We start from the raw sequence: 23,238 nt of genomic DNA on the forward strand, positions 1-23,238 counted from the left end.
TGATAGCTTGACCATGCTGTTATTAAACCAAAGCTATCGGTCTATTTATCTGTATCAGCAGGACCAAGTTTAACGCCATTTTTGTATATTCTTTTTTCGTTTATTTTCATTTTATTAACAATGTCTTCACCTAGGTCACTGTCCAGCATTTCTGCAATGCCCAGTAAGAATATCCCCACATCGGCTAATTCTTCATTGATATTTTCCTTATTATTCTTGCGCCAAGCTTCAAATAACTCATTAGCTTCTCCATGTAATCGCAATAATTCAAACTCAATATCTGTGGTATTGAAACCGTGTTTTTTCTTATTTTCCATGACTGCTTTTTGCAGTTTCTTAGTATCTATGATCAATTTGAACTCCTAAATAATGATTTTATTCTATTTTATATTTAGTTTGTAAATAGGTGCAATATCAATATCTGGTCAAGTTATAAAACTTTTATTGTGTATTTTTGATAATTTTAATTAAAAATAATTATTATTTAAAAAATTCTTCGATTTCCTGTTTTAAATGCCTTGCTAGATTATCAGCACCAATTTTTTCTAATAAACTAATCTGTTCTAGTGCTTCTAATTTGTGTTTTTGACAAATTGCAATTCGAGCATTAACTACAAGCAATTTATCATACTGTCTTAGACTCTTTAATAAAGGTTTTAAACTATTTAAAGTAGTGACAGCTAACTTAAATTTGTGATGCGTCATTTGTATTATTGCCTGATTAATTAGCGTATTGGTTTTCAGAGTTTTCATAAACGGATAATGGCAATACGTTTAATATCATTATCGTTTTTGACCCAAAGGCAATCTTCTAGCAAATTTTTTATTTCGTCTTGATCAATGCTGCCGTCAAGGTTTAAAAATCAATGCAATAGCTGATTTTTGGTACTGATATGATAACCATTACTAATATATTCAAACTCATTAGGGTTTAGACCCAATCGTTCTATTAATTTAAGTTCATTTTCGTAAGTCGTTGATAATTCAGCATTTTCAATTTGGCCAAATTATACCGTCTTTTTGTTCTCTAATAGTTTTGCTTATTTTGTTAGGCTTCTTTTATATGTTTAAAGATCGTCGATCAACAAAATAAACGATAAAGTATTTATGAGGTAAAAAAATGTTGTGGATTATGGTTTTACTTCTTGTATTATTTGCTGGAATGGAATATACAGGAAGAGAGAAACTGCAAGCTCTTAACAAAATTTTTGCGGGTGTAGCGGTTGCAATTATTGTTATACCCCCAGTTGTATCTTACTTGCTATTTAAGAACTTCACTGCTTTAAACAGTGTCAGCATTCTTCTTGGAGTAGTTCAGGTATGTGCACTAGCAGCAATATATTTTATATTCAGAAAAGTTGCTTTGAACGATTAGTTATTGAAAGCATAAAATAATTTGTAATAAGAATTTTAACGTTAAAGTGCTTCTATTAAATAGATTCGTAATCTAATTATAAGAAGCATTTTTTCTATGATAAAAATAAAGCTATTTAACTTTGATAAAAATTAAAATAAGCTTTTTAAATACATGTATAGCAATAATGTGCTATTATCAAAGTGACAAAATAATAATCCAAATTTAAGAACAGGTGATAGCCATGATTCAGTGCAATAAAAAAATTACTTTACTACACAAATTAAGGAATATGTCTTTTTCGAGTTTACCTTGTAGCAAGATTAAAGAAATTAATGACATTGACTTAACAAAATTTAATGCAATTGGCTACATGGGGAGGAATTCTTCTTATTTATATTCCACTCATAATGGCGAAAAATTATGCACGAAATCCAGTAAAAGTCAAACTGCATCTCATGTAAAGCAAGTATTTGAAGATATTCAAGACTTTTCTACCAAAGCAGATTGTAAACTTCTTATTGTTGTTGAAGAGGATTACGTCTTAAAAGATATGCAAAAAGCAGACTTTGAAAATCAAAATCCGATTCTCAATAGAATGAAAGAAAATGGCTGCAAAATTATTGGGGCAGCAGAATATCACAGCAGGTTTGGTTTTAAAGTTCCTAATAATACCCCGCCTTTAAATGAGCAAGAAAAAAGAATTGTTTATTACTTATATGATGGGAAATGTGCTTATTGTGGCAAGTGTCTCTGTTTTACTGATAGTCAAATAGATCATATTGTTCCTAAAAAAGAGGGCGGCAATGATTATTATCAAAACTGGGCATTAGTTTGTGAGTCTTGCAACGAAAAAAAGTCTAATAGGATTTTTGGCGATCCTGAGGAATGTATCGGGGAGAAAGGAAAAAACCACATAAGAAGGTTAATTGAGTGTTACCACTTTTATAAAGCAAAAATAGATAATGGCGAAAGATATAGCTTAGTTAGAGAACAAAAAAATTTTGGCTTTAGAAAATACTTTACCATTTATAAAAAAGTAGGTAATAAATATGTAAATAGGGATAATAAAAACGGTGTGTATCAGTTCATTATAAATACAGTTAACAAAGATAATCTTGAGGAAATAAAAGAAAATGGGAACGAAATATCTGGAAAAGAAATAGAAAACGCGCTGGATCCTAAGGGAACGGATATGTGTGGAACATCTAAGATAGATAATTGGCTGAGTTAAATTTGAAATTAATAAAATTTAAAGTAAATTTTTCTACTAATTAGTATAGCTTATCAATATATAGTTAATGACTGGTTGTCATTATGCAAATGATAGCCAGTCATTTTTATATGTTGCTTTTTTGATAAAATGAATTATTATTTGTTCAGCATTATAAATGAGGGATCGCCTATGACTAGAAAAGTAAAATTGGTTATATTTACATGTATTGTTGCCGTTTGTCTTTTTTTATTTTACTATTGGGCATCAAATGATTATGTACCTGATGTAGCACAATATCAGGTTAATCACATAATAAGAAATCAGGATACACGAGAAATTAACCAAGTAGCAACTAATAGAAAAACAGCGAACTTTTTACATTCTCTTAAAACTAGTGACCGCTGCCATAAAATTAGCGATTTTCAAGGTGGAACTAAAGAACGGGGCTATTATGTTGCAAGTATCAAAAATAAAGCTGTTGGGATTTATATGAAAAAAAAATCCAATTCGTTTTGGAATTGGAAATTAAAAAGTATCATATGTTTTGATTGAGCTGCTGCAGTACTTTTATCTACTACTTTTCTTGGAACCATTAGGCTCAAAAAATAATAAGAAATAAAGTTATATCAATTTGTGTAATATACGAAGTTCGATTAGTCCCATCAAAAAGTATTGCTAGCAGGTAAAATGCCAAAGTTGCTAAAAATAAGCACTTGAGAAACTTTTCTCCGCCATCCATATTAACCTTTTGAATAATTTTTACAGGGTGGGTGGTTTTAATGAAAATAGCGCCTAGCACTAATATTACACCAAAGAAAAAGTAAGTATATGTAGCTATTTTACCTTTGTCATAATAAATAAAAAGAATGCCAATTAAAAATTGTAAAATACCCATTAAGAATAACGCGATTTTTGGATTAAGTTTATATTTCAGCATGATTTGATACCTTCAAAAGATAAGTTTAATAAGATTACGCAAAAAATAATCTTTTACTGTATAGGTTTAAACTTTATTTTATCACGAAATTATAATAATATTAAATTATTATTTGAATATTTTAGAAAAAATATTGTGGAGATGAATCATTTTAAAAGGAGCAAATAATGAGAATTAATGTATTACAACATACGCCAAACGAAGGCCCTGGTTCAATTCAGGAATGGGCTGACCTGCATCACCATGACTTTTATGTATATCATCCCTACCAATTTGGCATTTTGCCTACTGCTGCCACAACAGATTTACTAGTTATTTTAGGCGGTCCTATGAGTCCAAATGATGATCTGCCATGGATTAAGCAGGAGCGTCAGTTAATTAAGCAGCTATTTCAAGAAAAAAAGCATGTTTTAGGAGTATGCTTTGGCGCGCAACAAATTGTTAAAACTTTAGGCTATCAGGTTAAAAAGGCTCCAGTCAAAGAAGTGGGTTGGAGTCCGGTCAAGTTGCAGTCCAAATTAATTAGCGGTTTGCCTGAAAGTTTAGAAGTATTACATTGGCATGAAGAGATGTTTGAAATACCAGAAGAAGCTGAGGTCTTATTTGCCAATGATAATTTACAAAATCAGGGTTTTGTCTTGGTCAAACAAGCCGTTGGTTTGCAGTTTCATTTAGAACCAGAAACAGCTAATATCAAAGAAATTGTGGTCAACGATGCGCAATATCTATCCGGTTCGGTGTTTAAACAAACAGCTAAGCAAATTATTGAGCATCCTGTTCCTAAGGAAAATAAAAGGGCAATGTTTCGCATCTTAGATTATTTGACAGAATAATATATAATCCGCTTTAAAATGCTATTATTTGCTTAAACTTTTTACTGAGAATTATGGAATCAGATTAATTATTTGTAAAAGCAGAAAATAGACGCGACTTAGCAATGAAGTGTCCCCCACATTTGGGGGTATTTTATGTCTAAATTATCTAAAAAAGATGAAGTTGAAATCTATCATCTTTGGCATGATTAGCATTTGGAAAGTGCATTAAATAAGCATTGTAACTACTGAAATAACCTTCAAAAAAAACACCAAGCCATTTTAATGGCTTGGTGTATATGATTATAGGTAATTTTTCTAAAATCCAGTTAATATTTGGGATTGGTTTGTTATAATTTAATTAGCGTAGAAAAGTTAAAAGGACGGTAGCTGCCGCTTTCATGAAGGAAGTGAGGCCTATGAACAATTTTTATTCATACTTCAGTCTCCCAAAAGAAAGGAGCAGCAGTTGATGAGTACTGCCGAAGCGTTAAGTTTAATGCTTAACTTTGGTATGTTTATCTTGACCTTGTTAATGTTTATTGACAAGCATCATGATAAATGAGCAAATCAAAAACCGTCCTAGAGACTAGTTGGGCGGTTTTTAATATTAAACAAAAAATATTATAAGCGCAGCTACCGTCCTTTGTGGCGGCTCTACGTGGGGAAGACTTATTGAGGTAAGTCTTCCTTTTTCTTACACCTGTATTTTAGCATGAATACCTTTATGGTGCAATTAAGTATTAGAGCAGAATTCATAGCGTAAAAGAACACAAGGGATTTTAAATTGCAAAGCTAGCACTAATTTAACAACATGCAGTTAATTTTACGCACTAAGCTAAACTGCCTTGAACAGTCATATCTTGCTCATACAAAAACCGTTTCAACAGAAACGGTTTTTATTGACAAGCATCATGATAAATGAGCAAATCAAAAATCGTCCTAGATACTAGCTGGGCGGTTTTAATGTGAAACTAATATAAGCGCAGCTACCGTCCTTTGTGGTGGCTCTACGTGAGGAAGACTTATGGCGTAAGTCTTCCTTTTTCTTACACCTGTATTTTAGCATGAATGCTTTTATGGTGCAATTAAGTATTATAGAGCAGAATTCATAGCGCTAAAGTATATAAGACATTTTAAATTGCAAAGCTAGCATTAATTTAACAATATGTAGTTAAGTTTACGCACTAAGCTAAACTGCCTTGAACAGTCATATCTTGCTCATACAAAAACCGTTTCGCTAGAAACGGTTTTTATTCGTCTTATTTAGTTTTACTTCAAGAAAATGTTATTTTTAATAAACAGCACCATCATAAAAGCCAAAGCGAGGCTTATTAAAATCAAAATCTTTTAATTCGCTCACTTTAAGGGCAATGTCGCAAACGCCCCAGCTCATTAAATTAATTGGTTTGCCGTAGTCTTCATCAGGGATGACCAACACAATGTATTTTCCTTGTGATAAAGCATAGCCCAGCTCCATACCAAGACCTACATCTTCTTCATCAGGTAGATATACTCCGATCATAACATCACTGGCTTTAATACCGGTTAAATCGCCACGGTAAGTTGCAGTTTCCCATTCACGATCACGCAGATATTCAGGATTTTCCTCAACGCTGATGTTTTTATATTGATGATCCAAAGGAACATAACTGTTTTCCAGGTCAATGGTTGGGTTTTCTTCTAAAGCTTTCATTGCCTTTTTGTAAGCATCGTTTTGCTTATCATTAAACCAACCTGCACCAAAATAAACAGTTTTTGTTTTAGTCATAAAATTTCTCCTTACCATTAAACCTAATTTAAATAAATTTCACGCAACTTACTGATTTCATCATCAGTTAATCTCATAATATCACGTAAGTAGTTTTCAACGCTACCATAATTTTTATTTATAGTTGTAAGTACAAAGTCAATGTATTCAGAATGAACAGTTTGCAAGTCTTTTAAGATGTTTAGGGTTGCGTCATTTGCTCCTTCAGCTTTAGCTTTTTGTAAAAAATTATGAACAAAGTCTTTGGTGGCAACGTTTGTTAAAAGATAATCTTTTTTGATTGTTTCAAATGGTACGCCAAGAGCCGATAAAATTAATAATGCCGCAAAACCAGTCCGGTCTTTGCCGGCAGTACAATGAAAAATTATACTTTGATTTTCCTGGTCATTAGCCAGCAACACGTCAAAAAAGTGGCGGTAGGCTCTTTGTGCAGACTCACTTTTAATCATGTCATCATAGGCTAAAAACATGTGGTCAAATCCAGCTTTAGGATCTTGATGCTTTTCGCTAAGAATTTCGTCAATTCCCTTTGAGGATTCGGTCAAATCTTCGCTAAATACCGGATCAAAGCTATAAATAGCACCCTCAGGTACACGATCAGGTTCGCGGTCAACTTCATCCTTGCTTCTAAAGTCAACAACGTATTTAACGCCGTAGTCTTGTAAAAACTTCAGGTCAGCCTTATCAAGCGATGCCAAATTAGCGGTTCTAAGCAATTTGTGCATTTTGACGGTTTTGCCGCTGCTAGTTTGATAGCCACCAAGCTCGCGAAAATTACGGCCATTTTTTATGCCAATTAATTGATTTTTTAGTTTTTGGGTCATGATACCTCCACCTTTGCGTTTGACAATTACACCTAATTTTAGCAATAAACAAGTATATAAACAATTATAAAAAAAGCCAAGAGTATATCGAAATTATGGTAAAATAAACAAAAGAACAATATATTTCAAAAGGGTGAGAACATGGAAACGAAAAAAGCTAGTATTTTAGTTCCAGTCGATGGTTCAGAGTCGGCAGAAAGATCCTTTGATAAAGCAGTTAAAATTGCAATGACGGAAAATGCTCACATTGATGTCTTAAGCGTAATTGATACCAGACAGTTTTTAGGTGAGATGCAAGATACGCTGATTACAGGCGACACCGTTTATCAGATGACGCAAGATTCAGAAAAATATCTTAAGAGTTTAAAGGAATGGGCTCATGACAATTTGGGTTTTGATGATATTGATTACCACATTCGTTATGGCAGCCCGAAAGCAATTATTTCCTATGACTTTATTAAAGACCATCATAATGATTTGATTATCATGGGTGCAACTGGTTTAAATGCAGTAGAAAGAATGTTGATGGGTTCTGTTACTGAATATGTTAACCAACATGCTTTAGCTGATGTCCTAATTGTCAGAACAGATGTTGACAATAAGCCAATTAAGCCAGGAAAGGACAACAAATAGATTTCTAAAATAAAAGACATACGATAAATAATTCGTGTGTCTTTTTTGCGTAAAATAAGGAACCTTAAAAAGTATCATGCTATTGATGTTCGGAAAGTTTAGTTTCATAATACAATAACGAAATAAAATCCGATATTTCCTTGCGTGATTGCGAATATTTATGGTATTATCTGTATGAAATGAACGTAGTTCTACTGTTTGGAAGGTTGAGGGCAATGAAAGTAACAGGAAAAACCTATAATTTATTTTCCTATTTAAATACTTTACAATTATCTTCGTTAACCGTTCGTTTTTCTTTCAGAATAACTACTTGGGCATGATATGACATAGTCATATTTTGCCTTTTTATTTGCTCAATTTTAGGAGGGTGCAATGAAAAATAGCAGCGGAAGTTAATTCAGGTCAATTTTATTTGAATATCTACATAAATGTATTGCCATTAATGTGACAACTAAGTTTATGCTTAAGCAAAATGAAGTTATGGTATATTTATTAGGAGTGTAAAAAACAAATGACCAAAATCAAAAAGTTTCTGATAGCATGTTTCGTACTGTTATTAACAGTTGGTGCTACAGCATGTTCCAATTCAAGTAAGAAGTCTAGTTCAAGTAGTAATACGCCAAAATCACTCAACGTTCAGTTCGTACCGAGTGTAGCTGCCAATAAGTTGGAGGCACGGGCTAAGCCGATGGAAAAACTATTGTCCAAACGCCTTGGCATTCCAGTCCATGTTTCAATGTCAACTGACTACAATGGCTTAGTTGAAGCTATGAAGTCAAAGAAAGTTGATGTTGGTTTCTTGCCTTCAGACGCTTACATTATGGCTCACAAGCAAAAAGCAGCTGACTTGCTTTTACAATCTGTTCGTTATGGCATTAAACAACCAAATGGCGTTCAAACCAAAGAATTAGTCAACTCATATCGTGGTGAAATCCTGGTTAAGAAGGGTTCAAAAATTAAGAGCTGGAAGGACTTAAAAGGCAAGTCAATTTCTGTTCAAGACATCACTTCTGACTCTGGCTATGTATTCCCAGTTGCTGAATTAAAGCAAAAGGGATTAGATGTAACCAAGAGTTGCAAGACTGTATCTGTTAAGGGTGCCGATCAAGGCGTCTTAAACGTTTTAAACGGTGATACTGACGCAGCTTTCGTATTTGAAGATGCACGTAATAATGTTAAGAATGATGATCCGAAGATTATGAGCAAGGTAGTGCCAATTTACTTCACCAAGCGTATTCCTAACGATACTATTTCGGTTATCCCTAGTTTGCCAAAATCCTTCCAGAAGAAGCTGGCTAAAGCATTTATTGCTATAGGCAAGTCTAAAGAAGGTAAGAAGATTATTGAAAATGTTTATAACCAAGAAGGCTATACTTACGCCAAAGACAGCGACTACGACATTATTCGTCAATACAATAAAGTAATTGCTTCTACTAAGAAATAGTTTCCCCAATATTTCAAAAATCTAAAAAAGCCGCATAATAGGAATTAAATAAACTTTCTTAAACAAAATAAGATTTCTAGTCAATTCTCTTTTCTAAATAAAACATTTCTGCTATTATTTGATAGAATAAATACAGTATGGCGAAAGGAGAGTGAAGGTAATGCAAAAATATCAACGGCGCCTAGCGTTCATTGAAGTTTTTGCAAAAAAGCCTTTCGTTCCTTTCAAAAAGGTATTGTTCGCTTTTTTAGTAAAAGTGTTATTGAAAGACTTAGTTTAATTCACGTTTGTGTTTTTAGCTAAAGTCTTTTTTTATGTCTGGGAGGGCATGATGAGAAAATTTAGAAAAATATTGGCTTGTGCTGCTGTTTTTTTAGTAGCATTAATGGCAACTGCCTGCTCAAATAAGGAAAAGAGCAAAGATAGTGGCACGCCCAAAACTTTGAATGTGCAATTTGTTCCTAGTCAAGCAGCCACAAAGCTGGAGTCTCGTGCAAAACCACTGGAAAAAATGTTGTCAGACCGTTTAGGCATTCCAGTTCACGTTTCAATGTCTACTGATTACAACACAGTGGTCGAAGCCATGAAGTCTAAGAAAGTTGATGTAGGTTTCTTGCCACCAAATGGTTACATTTTGGCTCATAAGCAAGGAGCAGCAGATGTATTGCTGCAAGCACAAAGATATGGAGTTAAACAACCAAACGGCCGTCCAACCAATGAACTGGTTAACTTCTATCGTGCTGAGATTGTAGCTAAGAAAAATTCTAAAATTAAGAGTTGGAAAGATTTAAAAGGCAAGTCAATTTCTATTCAAAGTCCCACATCTTCAGCCGGCTACGTTTTCCCGATTGCTGAGTTGAAGGAAAAAGGTCTTGATGTACGCAAGAGTTGCAAGTTAGTCACTGTGACTGGTCAGGATCAAGCTGTTTTGAATGTCCTCAATGGTGACACAGATGCCGCATTTGTATTTGAAGATGCGCGGACAATTGTGAAAGATGATAACCCTAAAATCATGAGTCAAGTAGTACCAATTTACTTTACTAAGCCTATTCCCAACGATACGATTTCCGTTGTTCCTAGCATGTCTGATTCATTCAGAAAGAAGCTGGCCAAGGCATTTATCGATATTGGCAAGTCTAAGAAGGGTAAAAAAGTTATCGAGAGTATTTATACTCATGAAGGATACGTTCACACTAAAGACAGTGACTTTAACGTTGTGCGTAAATATGAAAAAATTATCGAATCGACCAAAAAATAAGGAATACAAAGGAAGTTTATAATGGCAGATTCTGCAGTTAAGCCAATAATCGAATTAAAAAACGTTAAAAAAGTTTATGGCAAAGATGTTGTTGGTTTAAAAGACGTCAATTTAACTATCAATAAAGGTGAATTTGTCGTTATTGTTGGTTTATCTGGCGCCGGCAAATCAACGCTTTTGCGGTCGATTAACCGTCTAATTGATATTACTGAGGGTGATATCTTAATTAACGGTGAATCTATTACCGAGGCTAAGGGTAAAAAGTTAAGAACTTTACGTCGTCATATTGGGATGATTTTCCAAAGCTTTAACTTAGTTAAACGCTCAAGCGTGATGCGTAACGTTTTAACTGGCAGAGTTGGATATTATCCAACTTGGAAATCTACTCTAAACCTTTTTACTAAAGAAGATAAACAACGGGCCTATGATGCACTCCAGCAAGTGGATTTGGCAGATAAAGTTTATTCTCGGGCTGATGAATTGTCTGGTGGGCAGCAGCAACGGGTAGCAATTGCCCGTGTGTTGACACAGAACCCGGATATCATTTTGGCAGACGAGCCGACAGCTTCACTTGACCCACAGACTTCACGCCGGGTGATGAAAGACTTGCAGATGCTTAACGAAAAGCATGGCATGACAGTTGTCATTAACCTGCACAGCGTGCAGCTGGCACAGGAATTTGGCAAGCGGGTCATTGGCGTTCGTGCTGGTGAAATTATCTATGACGGTAAGATGTCAGATACCCCGGCAGCAACGTTTGATCAGATCTATTCCGGTGGTGATGAAGATGAGTAGCACAGAGCAAGAAAAACTGAGGGCTTTGCCTAAGAAAAAGTTTAAAATCTTAAATTTGCTTTGGGTGCTGCTTTTTATTGCTGGATTATTCATTTCTACTAATGAAACCAAAACTGACTTAGGTGCCTTGTTTGCCAACTTTGGGCAATTTGCCGACATTTTCCTGCAAATGTTGCATCCTGACTGGTCTTATCTGGGCACAGTAGTACCTCTTTTGCTGGAAACTATTAAGATGGCGATCTTGGGTACAGCAATCGGTTCTGTAATTGCTTTTATTTACTCTTTGCTTATTGCGCGCAATATTGTAAAAAATAAAGCACTTACTGGAATATTGCGGATTATTATGAATATCATCAGAACCGTTCCTGACCTGCTTTTGGGTGCTATCTTCGTAGCTATAGTCGGTATAGGGCCAGTAGCTGGTGTTTTAGCCTTGGCTATCTGTACGTTCGGGATTGTGGTCAAACTGTTTTACGAAGCAATTGAAACTATTGATCCGGGTCCGATTGAAGCCTTGACTGCTGTTGGTGCCAACAAATTGCAAATCATTGTCTTTGCGGTTTTGCCTCAGGTTATGACCTATTTTATTTCCTATTGTTTGTATGCATTTGAAATTAACGTGCGTGCTTCAACCGTTTTAGGTTATATCGGTGCCGGTGGTATTGGTTTGTATCTGCAACAGACACTGCAAATCTTTGATTATCCTAAGACAGGAACAATTATTATTGTGATCATTATTGTAGTGGTACTAATTGATTATGTTTCATCTAAATCACGGGAGGCGTTGATGCAATAATGGATACAAGTATGAAAAAATTGCCTCCTAGGCCTATAGATGTCAAAAAACGTGTTTTGCACTGGCTAATAGCAGTTGTCACTGCGGCTTTAGTGGTTTGGTCATGCACAGGAATCGATTTTGGCGGCATCAAAGAAACAGCCGGACAAATTGCCGGTGCGATCTTTTCTGGCATTTTTCATCCTGATTGGTCTTATGTCTATAACGGCTCAGGTGAAGACTTACTGTCGCAATTATGGGAAACTGTCTGCATTGCCTTTTTAGGAACATTCATTTCTGCCATTATTTCATTACCCTTTGCTTTTTGGGCCGCAAATACTAAGCACAAGCACTGGTATGTCTCAAGGTCAGGCAAAATTGTGCTGGCAATAATCAGATCATTTCCAGAAATTGTGTTAGCCTTAATGTTTATTAAAGCTGTTGGACCAGGTTCTGCTGCGGGTGTTTTGGCACTAGGCTTTCACTCTGTAGGGATGCTTGCCAAGCTCTTTTCTGAAGCAATTGAGAACTTGGAGGATGGCCCCAACGAAGCGGTTACGGCTGTCGGTGGTTCAAAGACAAATATTATCATGTTTTCTACTTTACCCAATTTAATGCCGGCATTAATTTCAAACACGTTATACCGATTTGATGTTTCGATTCGGTCTGCTTCTATCTTAGGTTTAGTTGGAGCCGGTGGCATTGGCTACCCGTTAATCATTGCACTGCAATACCGTCAATGGAACCGAGTTGGTATCATTTTACTGGGTATCATCATTATGGTTGTGATCATTGACTGGATTTCGGGCTGGATCCGTAAAAAATTAGTCTAAAACGAAAATTTCTGAATATGGTGAATCAAGTATGTAATTTCAGCTTGATTCACTTTTTTTAGCCGTGATATTTAAAGGGGCAATTTTCTAAATGATCATTGATTAAGCCAACGCTCTGCAGGAATGAGTATAGAATTACTGGCCCCACAAAAGTAAAACCGTCTTGTTTCATCTGTTTAGCTAGTTTTTGCGCAATCTTATTTGTCGTTGGTACCTCGTCACTTGTTTGAGGATGATGAATAATAGGAGTGGGAATAAATTTTTGTAAATAATGGGCAAAGTTGCCGTTTTTGGCGTCAATAATTAACAGTGCGCGTGCATTGGTAATCGCAGCAGCAATTTTTCTTTGATTGCGAATGATTCCTTTGTCTTGCAATAAGCGTGCCTGATCCTGTTCGGTCATTTGTGCAACTTCTGCGGGAACAAAATTGCAAAAAGCCTGCCGAAAATTTTGCCGTTTATGCAAAACTGTAGACCAACTGAGACCAGACTGAAACAGTTCCAGCACCAGCATTTCAAATAAGTAACGTTCATCTAAGTTTAATTTACCCCATTCGTGGTCGTGGTAATCTCTAATTAAGGAATCATCATGGTCACTCCAAGGACAGCGATTAATATTATTCATTTTTATTCTCCTTAAATATATATTAACGTTCATAAATAAATACGCCAAAAGTTTTTTATTCTTTTAAAAACAATTTGGTCGTTTATTGTGCTGAAATTTTTTAATTGTTTTCTTTTTGCTTAAATATCAGAAACTTTTCCTTCAAAAAGTGCAATAGCAGTTTTTTTGGTATAATATATAATGAACTTTAGGAGGATACCATGGAGAAGTTAGAAATAATAACTTTGGCCGATGACTTGGCCGCAAATCAAGAAAGTATTTTAAATAAAGAAACAGATTTTGATGCCGAGGCAGTTTATCGTGTAATTGATAATTTGCACGTTTTGCATAAGCCAATAAAAGAATACTTCGGCATGACTCAAGAACAGTACTACGACACTGAAAGTGATCATAAACTGACTTTAATTAAGCTATCAGAGCAATTAACCGATTTGCAGGATCGAATTTTAACTAACCACGTTGATGGTTTTGTTGATAAAAGCGAAATTAATTTAACTTATAATCATGAAAATCCTTATGAAGATGGGTTTTACAATGACCTGGTAGATTTTCATGTCGTTAGTTACAGTTTAAAAGTAATTGGGGCCGTTGAAGAAGTAGCGCCAAAAACATTACAAGGGGTTTTGTCTAAAGATGCTCTTCTGTCAATTGGTTTAGCGGCACACGCTTTAGAAAAAAGCTTATAATTTTAGAGCTGAATGTGTGATCAGCTCTTTTTCTTTCTGTTTGGGGCAAAATATGGGTATTTTAAAGTATACTAAAGGACTAGTTGATAAGATAAATGGTGCTAAATTACGTTCTTTATTTAAGGAAAATGATGCACAACTTGATCCTATGCAAAATTATTTAACGGTAGGAGAGTATCACGTTGATAGTGAACAGGGTACACCTAATGATCAGCCGTATACTCTGACAGTTTACCAAGATGAAGAAAAAATTTTGCATCAAGCTCTCAGCTTGGAAAGTACAGATAAATTAGAACCTGAATATGTCCGCAGATTCAGTCCCGAACTGCAGCGCTATCGTGCTTTTGTCAACCGCAAAACTGGCAGACGCTATGTTGTAGAAGAGTATTTGGATCGCTTTGTTGAAAGAGTCAAAGGCCACATTCGCACAGGGAAAAATTCTGTTAATGTCAGTGTTATTACTGATACCCATTATAAAGATCGTAACAGTATGGACTTTTATGGCTGGAACGGTTTAACTCACGTTAACGAATTTTCTTACCTGGATAACTCGGGACTGTTAAGCTTAAAAGTTCATTTGGGTGACTGGATTGATGGCTCTGATACGGGCTTTTTGGGTGAAAGTGAATTAACTAAGTTGCGTGATTCATTTGTTTCCGACAAAGTGCCCTATATGCTGATTAAAGGCAATCACGATGAAAATGACAAGTTTGATGAACACCATGATTTAAGCGCCTCTTTTCCTGAAAATGAGTTTGAAGGGATTATGTGGCCCGCCTTGTATAAGCAAAAGGGTGTCCATTATATTTCGCGTCAACACGGAGTTTGTTACTATGATGTGGATGATTTACGCTTTATTTCCGTTAATACTTCTGATTTGCCTTACTATTTGGATGCCCAAGGCAGAAAAAAATATGATGTGAAACTTACTTTGGCTGTGAGGGAAGATCAAATTGAAGAAATTATTGAAATACTGCAGCAGTCATCCAATAAGCAAATTATCTTGATGAGCCATGCCAACCCGATTAATCGCAAGGGTTCAAATGCTTTAAAGTATAATGGCCGTTCTCTGCACGAGCTGCTAGTTGCTTTTAATCAGGGTGAAAAAGGACAGATGCATTCCAGCCACGGAATTCCACCAGAATTTCGTTTAGCTAATGACTTTGATTTTACTAATGTAAAAAATGCGCGTATTATTGCCTACTTTTGTGGTCACAGACACAGGGAAGACCAATACCGCATTAACGGAATTCAGTATATTCTGTTTAACTGTTCGGCGCTGATGGGACCTAACCATGCTTTAACCACTAAATATAACAAGAATTGGAAGCGGCAAATTGATCATCAAACGGAATTTGCGGGTTATATTGTGAATATTGACATACAAAGGCATTATATTCAGGCTTTTGGTTATGGTGCTGCCAGCAAACGCAGAATTTTTTATATTTAGTAAAGTCGCGACGGGCAATTTGGAAATTGTCCGGCTTTTAGCATATAATAGAAAAGTTAAATTAAAGACAAAAATATACAAAGTAACATAAATTAAGGGAAGATAAGCAATGTGCGGAATTGTTGCATTTTATAATCCAGAAATAAATGATAAACAAGCCGCTATCGGTAAAATGATGGCGGCAATTATGCATCGTGGTCCTGATTCAGATGGTTTTTATACCAACGATAAAGTTGCTTTAGGGTTTAGAAGATTATCAATCATTGATTTGCGTGGCGGCAGTCAACCAATATACAACGAAGATAAAACAATGGCCATTATCTTCAATGGTGAAATCTACAACTTCCAGCCATTGAGAGATGAATTAATTGCTGCGGGTCATACTTTTACCACTAAGTCTGATACAGAAGTGCTGTTGCATGGCTTTGAAGAATGGGGCATGGATGACTTGCTCAAGCGTGTTCGCGGCATGTTTGCTTTTGCAATTTGGGATGACAATACTCAGACATTGTATGGTGCGCGCGATTTCTTTGGTATTAAGCCACTTTATTACAGTGATGAGAATGGTCATTTAACGATAGGCTCAGAAATCAAAAGCTTTTTGGCAATGCCTGGCTTTAAAAGACGTTTAAATATTGAAGCTGTTAAACCATACTTGATGAACCAGTATAATGATTTGCATGAAACTTTTTTCAAGGGAATTTATAGATTTCCTGCCGGTCACTGGTTTGAATATAAAGATGGTGAAATGAAAACTCATCAGTATTGGGACGCAGAATACAAGGCTAATACTTTAAGTTTTGAAGAAACCGTCAATAAAATTGACGAAGATTTACACGAGTCAGTTAAATTGCACCATATTGCAGATGTTCCAGTCGGCGCCTTCCTTTCAGAAGGAGTCGATTCAAGTTACATCACTAGTATATTAAATCCGGATGATGTATTCTCAATTTCTTTTGATGATGCAACTTATGATGAGGCTTCAAAGGCCAGGGCTTTAGCTGATATGAAGGGCTGGCATTTCTTTTCTGATAAGGTTAAAGCAGATGAAGCAATGCATGACTTCCCGGAAATGCAGTACCATATGGATGAGCCGGATGCAAACCCGTCAATAATTCCATTATGGTATTTATGCAAGATGGCACGTAAACATGTGACAGTTGCTTTGTCCGGCGAAGGTGCGGATGAATTATTTGCCGGTTACGTTAATTACGGGATGCACACGCACAACAGCATTATTAAAGTGTTTACTTCCCAATGCAAAAAGTTACCGAAGAAGACCAGAGTTAAATTAGCACATAAAATTAAAAAGATGCCTAATTTCCCAGGAAAAGTTCATTTGTACACCAATTTGGCTGAACCGAGTGAATTTTACGTTGGTCAATCAGTTATCTACGACATGGATTATCCGACTATCTTTACCTCTGAGGATGCTAACAGTGTTTTAAAGCCAACTTATCGGAATAAATTAACTGTCAACGGGATTTACCAAAGTGACTTCAAAAAAGTAAAAGATCTCGATAATGTCCGCCAGATGCAGTACATTGATCTGCACCACTTTATGCTAAATGATATTGAGCAAAAGGCGGATAAAATTTCTATGGCCCATTCCTTGGAATTACGGGTGCCATATCTTGATAAAAAGGTTGCAGAAAGAGCCAATTCAATTCCAACTGATTATTTAGTGAACAAGCATGATACTAAATATGCTTTGCGCAAGGCTTCAGAAAAGGTTTTGCCGGATGAATGGGCTAAACGGCCAAAATTAGGCTTTCCCACCCCAATTAAAGAATGGCTGCAAGAACCCCGTTTTTATAAGCAAGTGCGCGAATTATTCAGTGAAGATTTTGTACAAGACGTTTTCGAGCAGAATAAAATTTTGGCTCTGCTCGATGAAAACTACAAGGGTGACGGTTCCCATCGTCGACAAATTTGGACTATTTATACATTCTTAGTATGGTATAAATTATTCTTTGTTGATTATGACGGCACAGTTGCCAAATACCAGCATGTTCAACCAGAAGTTGCCAGCTTGATTAAGCAGGGCAAGCTGGTTTAATGAGGAGCACAATTTATTAATGAAACGAAACTTTACGCCAATTTTACTTGGCAGTGACATTAATGTTTACGGCATGGCCCGATCGTTTAACGAGGCATACGGTATTAGCGTAAAGGCGCTGGCTGACAGTCAGCTGGCGGCAACACGTTATTCTAAAATTGTCAGGGTGGAATTACATCATGGCTTCAGCGAAGATCCAACTTTTATTGAGGTTATGCGTGAACAAATGAAAATTTACCAGGACCATGAAGAACCGGTAATTCTAATTTCATGCGGAGACGGCTATTCTGAACTGCTTGCAAAACATAAGGCAGAATTACAACAAGTTTTTGTCGTTCCCTATGTTGACTACGATTTATTACAAAAACTAATTTCAAAAGAAAACTTTTACCAGATCGCTGAAGAATGTGGTCTGCCATACCCTAAAACCAAGATTGTGACGATGGCTGATTACAAGGCAGAAAATTATTTGGAACTGCCTTTTGGCTATCCACTGGAGCTTAAGCCGGAAGATCCTGTTTCCTGGCTTGATGTGCAGTTTGAGGGGCGTAAAAAGGCTTTTACCATTCATAATGAAACTGAATTGCGTGATATTGTCACTAAAATCTATGAGAATGGCTACAAAGAAGACTTGATTCTGCAGGACTTCATTCCCGGTGATGATTCCAACATGCGGGTGTTAAACGCCTATGTTGATAAGGAACATCATATCAAGATGATGTGTATGGGTCACCCATTGCTGGAAGATCCGACACCGCAATCAATTGGCAATTATATGGCAATTTTACCTGATTATGATGAAAAGCTGTACGAACAGGTTGAATCATTTTTGGAAAAAATCAATTACACGGGGATGGCCAACTTTGACATCAAATATGACACGCGAGATGGCAAATATAAATTCTTTGAAATTAATTTGCGCCAAGGTCGTTCAAGTTTTTATGTGACTCTTAATGGTTATAATTTAGCCAAATGGTACGTAGACGATTATGTTTATGACAGCTTAAACGATAAGGAACCGGTTTACGGTAATAAATTAAAGTCAAAACATAAACTGTGGTTAGGCATCCCTGTCAATGTGTTTAAGCAATATGCCGTTGATAATGAAGCTAAAAGAATGGCTGAAGAGCTAATCCATGAAGGACGTTATGGTACAACAGTCTTTTATGATCAGGATCGCAATTTTAAGCGGTGGCTGCTTTTGAAATATATGTTTCATAATTATAAAGGACGCTATCAAAAGTATTATCAAGAAAATAAAGGTCAATTCTTTTAGACTCTGCATTAATTAAATAGCAATAAAGATGATTGCAGCAAATTACTGGTGATCATCTTTTTTTTCTAAGAATAAAATTATTATTTTGTATGTCAAATACCAGTTCAGCTATTTTAAATAGGGGTGTTCTTTTTTAATACTTCTTGCTAAACTGGTAAATGGAAACTAAAAAAAGAAAGGACTGAATAAATGAAACTTAAACATGGATCTCATGAAGAAACAGAAATTAAGTTACGCTGGCTTTTACTGGGGGAGCTGGCCACGTGGATCGGGTCGAGTTTTGTTTGGCCCTTGACTTCGGTTTATTTAAACAAGCAATTGCACATCAGCCTTTCTGTAATAGGGGTTGTTTTATTTTGCAATTGTGCCAGCAATGTATTGGGCTCGCTTTTAGCTGGACGCTTATATGACCGCCTGAACCCATACCCCTTAATTGTTACGGGATTAGGACTGGATGCACTAGTTCTGTTCCTGATGGCATTCTTTCACGGCTGGCCAGAATATTGGTTTTGGCTGATTATGACGGGTTGCATCAGTGGCTGGAACGGTACCTTAATTAATTCAATTGCGACTAGTTTGCGTAAATACTCAGGACGCTATGTTTTTAATCTGATTTATTTTGCGCAAAATGTCGGCACAGTCACAGGGACGCTGTTAGTAGGATATCTTTACGACTTTTCAATTGAATTCTTATTTATTTTAGCAGCCTCACTATTTGCCATCGCCTGCGTTAATGCAGCCATTCATTACCGCCCAATTAATACTTTTCACCAAAATCGTAAAAAGAACGGTGTTAAAAAGGGCAAGAAACAAAAAGTTGATCCTATGCCCAAATATAATGTGATGTTAATGGTAGGCTTCTTGGTTTCTTTAGCTGTGACATGGCTAATGTACATGAATTGGGAGTCTAACTTGTCCGTATACATGGTTTCATTGGGAATACCTTTCCACTTATACAGCTTGTTATGGACCCTAAATGGTGCTGTAATAGTCATTATTCAGGTGATTTTGGCCCGCTATCCTAATTTGTTTAAGAACTTGTTTCAGCAAATTATTTTTGGAACGCTCATGTTTGCAATTTCTTTTGCCACGTTGATTTTTGCCAAAGATTTTGCCCACTTTGCACTATCAATGTTTATCCTGACTATGGGTGAAGCGACTGCATTTCCAGCTGTTCCGGCATACATTAACGATTTATCTCCGATAAACAGCAAGGGCAAATATCAGGGTGAAATTAATGTTGCCCGTGGCATTGGTCAGGCTTTTGGTCCATTATTTGGCGGCATGATAATTGATCGTGCGGGTTACATTCCATTCTTTATTATTGCTGCCTGTGGTATTTTTCTGATGGTACTGCTGCTATTGCCATTGCACGCAAAATTGCATAAGCATATCACGCTTTATAAGTAATTTTGTAAAATTTTTTTAATGTTAAGGGTATAATTAGAATGATAATATTAATTTAGTCTATTTTTAATTTAGATAAAAAAGGGAGGACTCTCTGAATGAATAAAAACTTCGCAGTTCGAGGCGGTAGTGGCAACATTATCGAGCCAAAGCGTGATGCACGCCCACAAGACAACCTATACTTGGCTGTTAACTCAGAATGGATTGAAAAAACCAAAATTCCAGAAGACCGGTCACGAATGGCTTCGTTTGACGGCATCGATGTTGATGTTGAAAAGCACTTGATGCATGATTTTGCCGATTTTGCGGCTGGAAAAAAAGAATTACCAAGTGTACCTGATATGGATGAAGCCGTTAAGTTGTACAAATTAGCTAGAGATTTCGCTAAAAGAAACGCTGATGGAGCTGCACCAATTAAGTCAGACTTGGAACTTCTTGATGGCATTAAGGACTTTTCTGACTACAACTTAAATGCGCCTGACTTAGCAACTTTTGCCATACTTCCATTTAGCTTTGGCGTTTCGCCTGACATGAAGAATACCAAAGTTAATGCTTTGTATTTTTCTGGTCCTGGAACTTTCTTGCCTGACACTACAACTTATCAAACTCCTGATGCACCAAAACTATTAGACATTTTGCAAAAGCAATCGGTTAAGCTTTTAACCATGGCTGGTATTGATCAAGCTAAAGCAGAAAAATATGCAGAAGATGCTATTAAATTTGATGCTAAGCTATCTAAGATCGTTAAGTCTACAGAAGAGTGGGCAGATTATCCTGCTACTTACAATCCAATGAAGATTGCTGACTTTGAAGCTAAGTTTGATCAGTTTAAGATTGCTTACTACTTGAAAGAAGCAATTGGCGAAGAACCAGAACGAATTATTGTTGAAGAACCACGCTACTTGGATCACATTAACGAAATTATCAATGAAGAAAACTTTGATGAAATCAAAGGCTGGATGTTGGTTAACTTTATTAACGCGGCTGCTGACTCCTTGTCACAAGAATTTCGTGAAGCAGCGTTTCCATTTAGTCAGGCTCTTAGCGGTCAACCTCAATTGACAAGTGGCGAGAAACAGGCTTACTACATTGCAAATGATTCATTTAGCGAAGTAGTTGGAGTTTATTATGGTCAAACCTACTTTGGTAAAGAAGCCAAAGAAGACGTTGAAGACATGATTCACCGTATGCTTGAGGTTTACAAGGAACGTTTGCAGAATAACGATTGGCTTTCTGAACAAACTAAGAAACGTGCAATTATTAAACTTGATGCTTTGGTATTAAAGATTGGTTATCCAGATAAAATCGAAGAAATTTACAATCGTTTGAAGGTAATTCCAGCTAATGAGGGTGGCAGCCTCTATTCAAATGAACGTGCATTTACTATTGTGCAGCAAAAGTACAACATTGAGCAACTTCACAAGGAAGTTGACCGGACAGTATGGGCAATGCCTGGTAATTTAGTTAACGCCTGTTATGACCCTCAAAGAAACGATTTGACTTTCCCTGCAGCAATTTTGCAGAAGCCATTTTATGATTTGAAACAAGACAGAGCGGCCAACTTTGGCGGAATCGGTTCCGTAATCGCTCATGAAGTTTCTCATGCGTTTGACAACAATGGTGCACAATTTGATGAATTGGGCAACATGACTAATTGGTGGACTGATGAGGATTACGCCGAATTCAAGAAGCGGACACAAGCTGAAATTGATTTGTTTGACGGTATAGAATATGGACCAGTTAAACTTAATGGTAAGCAAATAGTTTCAGAAAATATTGCTGACCAAGGTGGTTTGACTGCTGCTGTTGAAGCCGCCAAGAACGAAAATGATGATTTGAAGAAACTGTTTGAAAACTTTGCACGCATTTGGGCTAATAAGCAGTTAACAGAATCAATTAAGAGTCAAACTGCTGTTGACGTTCACGCACCTGGTCCATTACGTGCCAACGTTCAAAGTCAATGCCAAGATGACTTTTACAAAGTCTTCGATGTTAAACCAGAAGACGGCATGTGGCTCGACCCAGAGAAACGAGTACATATTTGGTAATTATTAGTAGTAAATCAAAAACCATTGTTCTAATCATTTAGAACAATGGCTTTTTTTGTAAAGGTAAATAATAATTTTACTTATTTTAAAAAAGGATTAAAGATATATTGAAACACATTTTATATTTACTATAATGTAGTTACCATGAAGAATTTCAATCAAAACGCTGTATCAGCACGTACATCAGAAACAAATCGGATAATAAAAATTTTTCATTTAGCACAAACTGTGGGACAAATATTGATCTTACTAATTTGCGCTACTCTGGGTTTTGTTAATAGAAATCTTTTTAATCAAAGTCAAAGGCTTGCCATTTCACTCTCTCTTATTTTTGTTTGTTTACAATTTTCTTTATTACAGACTGAAAGTGAACAGCCGAAAAGATGGCAATTGATTAACCATTACATTGAAACTATAGCAATTTGTTACACTTTGCCAATTAGTTTGTCTTTGCTAACAAAATTACTGAATTACTATCATTTGATCAATGGCACTTTCTGGATGCTTTTGGTTACTTTATATTCCCTTATCATGTATATTCCAATGGCTAAATTAGCCTTAAGTCGGGTGAACAATAATTGGGGCAGAATTTTGCTATTGATGTTTGTTGTCTATGACGTCCGTGTTGTAAGCAAGATTGCCGGAACTTTACGGTACAACAAGGTATTGCACCAGATAAATAATTCGGGTTTGTCTGGAATTCCTGTTTTAATCATCATTACTGTTTTGGTAATGACCAGTTGGAAAATACAAAAACCACACTTTCTATATAGTCGGAATGACTCAATTCTGTTTTCTAGCTTAATAACTTTGCTTTTAGCGGGAGTTTTACTTTTAATTGCTTTATCCCCCTTAGCCAAAGTTGATAACATTGCCGATACTTTGAGTTACTATTTTGATCAAATTAATCTTGGTATTATCGGGTCAGCTATACGAACAGGGATTGCTGAAGAATGGCTGAAGTTAACCCCCGGAATTGGACAAAGATTCCAATTCGGGGGTTTTCTTATGTCTAAATATTTACTAAAAACAAAA

24 protein-coding genes are annotated in these 23,238 nt (G+C 36.0%); 18 read left to right on the forward strand and 6 right to left on the reverse strand.

The window, feature by feature from the left end:
* Positions 1–41: 41 nt before the first annotated feature.
* Both LDM92_RS09030 and LDM92_RS09035 read right to left on the reverse strand, forming a co-directional pair.
* Complete coding sequence (locus LDM92_RS09030; protein WP_223902954.1) at positions 42–353, reverse strand: MazG nucleotide pyrophosphohydrolase domain-containing protein; 312 nt, start codon at positions 351–353, stop codon at positions 42–44.
* Between the two features lie 127 nt (positions 354–480).
* Positions 481–753 carry a hypothetical protein gene (locus tag LDM92_RS09035; RefSeq protein WP_223902955.1) on the reverse strand — a complete coding sequence of 91 codons (273 nt, stop codon included), beginning with the start codon at positions 751–753 and terminating at the stop codon, positions 481–483.
* A gap of 367 nt (positions 754–1,120) precedes the next feature.
* Here LDM92_RS09035 and LDM92_RS09040 point away from each other — a divergent pair, with 367 nt between their 5' ends.
* The 3 genes from LDM92_RS09040 (at position 1,121) to LDM92_RS09050 (ending at position 3,122) form a co-directional block, all read left to right on the forward strand.
* Positions 1,121–1,375: a hypothetical protein gene (locus LDM92_RS09040; RefSeq protein WP_223902956.1), complete on the forward strand. Its 255-nt coding sequence runs from the start codon at positions 1,121–1,123 to the stop codon at positions 1,373–1,375.
* A 223-nt stretch (positions 1,376–1,598) separates the two neighbouring features.
* The gene (locus LDM92_RS09045) at positions 1,599–2,588 is read left to right on the forward strand and encodes an HNH endonuclease (protein ID WP_223902957.1); all 990 of its coding nucleotides are present in this window, start codon (positions 1,599–1,601) and stop codon (positions 2,586–2,588) included.
* 171 nt (positions 2,589–2,759) lie between these two features.
* The gene (locus LDM92_RS09050; RefSeq protein WP_223902958.1) at positions 2,760–3,122 is read left to right on the forward strand and encodes a hypothetical protein; all 363 of its coding nucleotides are present in this window, start codon (positions 2,760–2,762) and stop codon (positions 3,120–3,122) included.
* 46 nt (positions 3,123–3,168) lie between these two features.
* On the opposite strand, the gene LDM92_RS09055 is transcribed toward LDM92_RS09050, so the two are convergent.
* Entirely contained in the window at positions 3,169–3,507 is a 339-nt protein-coding gene (locus LDM92_RS09055) for a hypothetical protein (RefSeq protein ID WP_223902959.1), read from the reverse strand.
* A gap of 167 nt (positions 3,508–3,674) precedes the next feature.
* Between LDM92_RS09055 and LDM92_RS09060 the strand changes: the two genes are divergently transcribed.
* Both LDM92_RS09060 and LDM92_RS09065 read left to right on the forward strand, forming a co-directional pair.
* Complete coding sequence (locus tag LDM92_RS09060; RefSeq protein WP_223902960.1) at positions 3,675–4,340, forward strand: type 1 glutamine amidotransferase; 666 nt, start codon at positions 3,675–3,677, stop codon at positions 4,338–4,340.
* A gap of 451 nt (positions 4,341–4,791) precedes the next feature.
* A complete protein-coding gene (locus LDM92_RS09065) occupies positions 4,792–4,884 on the forward strand; it encodes a putative holin-like toxin (RefSeq protein ID WP_081945322.1) in 93 nt (30 codons plus the stop codon).
* Between the two features lie 729 nt (positions 4,885–5,613).
* On the opposite strand, the gene LDM92_RS09070 is transcribed toward LDM92_RS09065, so the two are convergent.
* Positions 5,614–6,090: a nucleoside 2-deoxyribosyltransferase gene (locus LDM92_RS09070; RefSeq protein WP_109586793.1), complete on the reverse strand. Its 477-nt coding sequence runs from the start codon at positions 6,088–6,090 to the stop codon at positions 5,614–5,616.
* Between the two features lie 23 nt (positions 6,091–6,113).
* Positions 6,114–6,914, reverse strand: a complete 801-nt coding sequence (locus LDM92_RS09075; RefSeq protein ID WP_223902961.1) for a tyrosine-protein phosphatase — start codon at positions 6,912–6,914, stop codon at positions 6,114–6,116.
* A 141-nt stretch (positions 6,915–7,055) separates the two neighbouring features.
* On the opposite strand from LDM92_RS09075, the gene LDM92_RS09080 reads away from it, so the two are divergent.
* The 6 genes from LDM92_RS09080 (at position 7,056) to phnE (LDM92_RS09105) (ending at position 12,652) form a co-directional block, all read left to right on the forward strand.
* Complete coding sequence (locus LDM92_RS09080) at positions 7,056–7,547, forward strand: universal stress protein (protein WP_223902962.1); 492 nt, start codon at positions 7,056–7,058, stop codon at positions 7,545–7,547.
* Between the two features lie 511 nt (positions 7,548–8,058).
* Entirely contained in the window at positions 8,059–8,991 is a 933-nt protein-coding gene (locus LDM92_RS09085) for a phosphate/phosphite/phosphonate ABC transporter substrate-binding protein (protein ID WP_046332659.1), read from the forward strand.
* A 331-nt stretch (positions 8,992–9,322) separates the two neighbouring features.
* Positions 9,323–10,249 carry a phosphate/phosphite/phosphonate ABC transporter substrate-binding protein gene (locus LDM92_RS09090; protein ID WP_223902963.1) on the forward strand — a complete coding sequence of 309 codons (927 nt, stop codon included), beginning with the start codon at positions 9,323–9,325 and terminating at the stop codon, positions 10,247–10,249.
* Positions 10,250–10,270: 21 nt separating this feature from the next.
* Entirely contained in the window at positions 10,271–11,044 is a 774-nt protein-coding gene (gene phnC / locus LDM92_RS09095) for a phosphonate ABC transporter ATP-binding protein (protein ID WP_223902964.1), read from the forward strand.
* Positions 11,037–11,840, forward strand: coding sequence for a phosphonate ABC transporter, permease protein PhnE (gene phnE, locus LDM92_RS09100; protein WP_046332658.1), 804 nt, complete (start codon positions 11,037–11,039; stop codon positions 11,838–11,840). The genes phnC and phnE (LDM92_RS09100) overlap by 8 nt, the downstream gene beginning before the upstream one ends.
* Positions 11,840–12,652: a phosphonate ABC transporter, permease protein PhnE gene (gene phnE, locus LDM92_RS09105; RefSeq protein ID WP_045928670.1), complete on the forward strand. Its 813-nt coding sequence runs from the start codon at positions 11,840–11,842 to the stop codon at positions 12,650–12,652. The genes phnE (LDM92_RS09100) and phnE (LDM92_RS09105) overlap by 1 nt, the downstream gene beginning before the upstream one ends.
* A 58-nt stretch (positions 12,653–12,710) precedes the next feature.
* Here the strand turns inward: phnE (LDM92_RS09105) and LDM92_RS09110 are convergent, their stop codons facing one another.
* A complete protein-coding gene (locus tag LDM92_RS09110) occupies positions 12,711–13,277 on the reverse strand; it encodes a DNA-3-methyladenine glycosylase I (protein ID WP_223902965.1) in 567 nt (188 codons plus the stop codon).
* Positions 13,278–13,477: 200 nt separating this feature from the next.
* Between LDM92_RS09110 and LDM92_RS09115 the strand changes: the two genes are divergently transcribed.
* The 7 genes from LDM92_RS09115 to LDM92_RS09145 form a co-directional block, all read left to right on the forward strand.
* Positions 13,478–13,963, forward strand: coding sequence for a hypothetical protein (locus LDM92_RS09115; RefSeq protein WP_223902966.1), 486 nt, complete (start codon positions 13,478–13,480; stop codon positions 13,961–13,963).
* 52 nt (positions 13,964–14,015) lie between these two features.
* Positions 14,016–15,413: a metallophosphoesterase gene (locus LDM92_RS09120; RefSeq protein WP_223902967.1), complete on the forward strand. Its 1,398-nt coding sequence runs from the start codon at positions 14,016–14,018 to the stop codon at positions 15,411–15,413.
* Between the two features lie 109 nt (positions 15,414–15,522).
* The gene (asnB, locus tag LDM92_RS09125) at positions 15,523–17,472 is read left to right on the forward strand and encodes an asparagine synthase (glutamine-hydrolyzing) (protein ID WP_223902968.1); all 1,950 of its coding nucleotides are present in this window, start codon (positions 15,523–15,525) and stop codon (positions 17,470–17,472) included.
* Positions 17,473–17,491: 19 nt separating this feature from the next.
* Positions 17,492–18,748 (forward strand): carboxylate--amine ligase, encoded by a 1,257-nt coding sequence (locus LDM92_RS09130; protein WP_223902969.1) that lies wholly within the window; start codon positions 17,492–17,494, stop codon positions 18,746–18,748.
* Between the two features lie 189 nt (positions 18,749–18,937).
* A complete protein-coding gene (locus LDM92_RS09135; RefSeq protein ID WP_223902970.1) occupies positions 18,938–20,158 on the forward strand; it encodes an MDR family MFS transporter in 1,221 nt (406 codons plus the stop codon).
* A gap of 95 nt (positions 20,159–20,253) precedes the next feature.
* The gene (locus LDM92_RS09140; RefSeq protein ID WP_223902971.1) at positions 20,254–22,203 is read left to right on the forward strand and encodes a M13 family metallopeptidase; all 1,950 of its coding nucleotides are present in this window, start codon (positions 20,254–20,256) and stop codon (positions 22,201–22,203) included.
* A gap of 144 nt (positions 22,204–22,347) precedes the next feature.
* Positions 22,348–23,238 (forward strand): hypothetical protein (locus tag LDM92_RS09145; RefSeq protein WP_223902972.1); only part of this gene is annotated, 891 nt, incomplete at its 3' end.

This window comes from Lactobacillus laiwuensis, from assembly GCF_019972835.1.
GTDB lineage: Bacteria > Bacillota > Bacilli > Lactobacillales > Lactobacillaceae > Lactobacillus > Lactobacillus laiwuensis.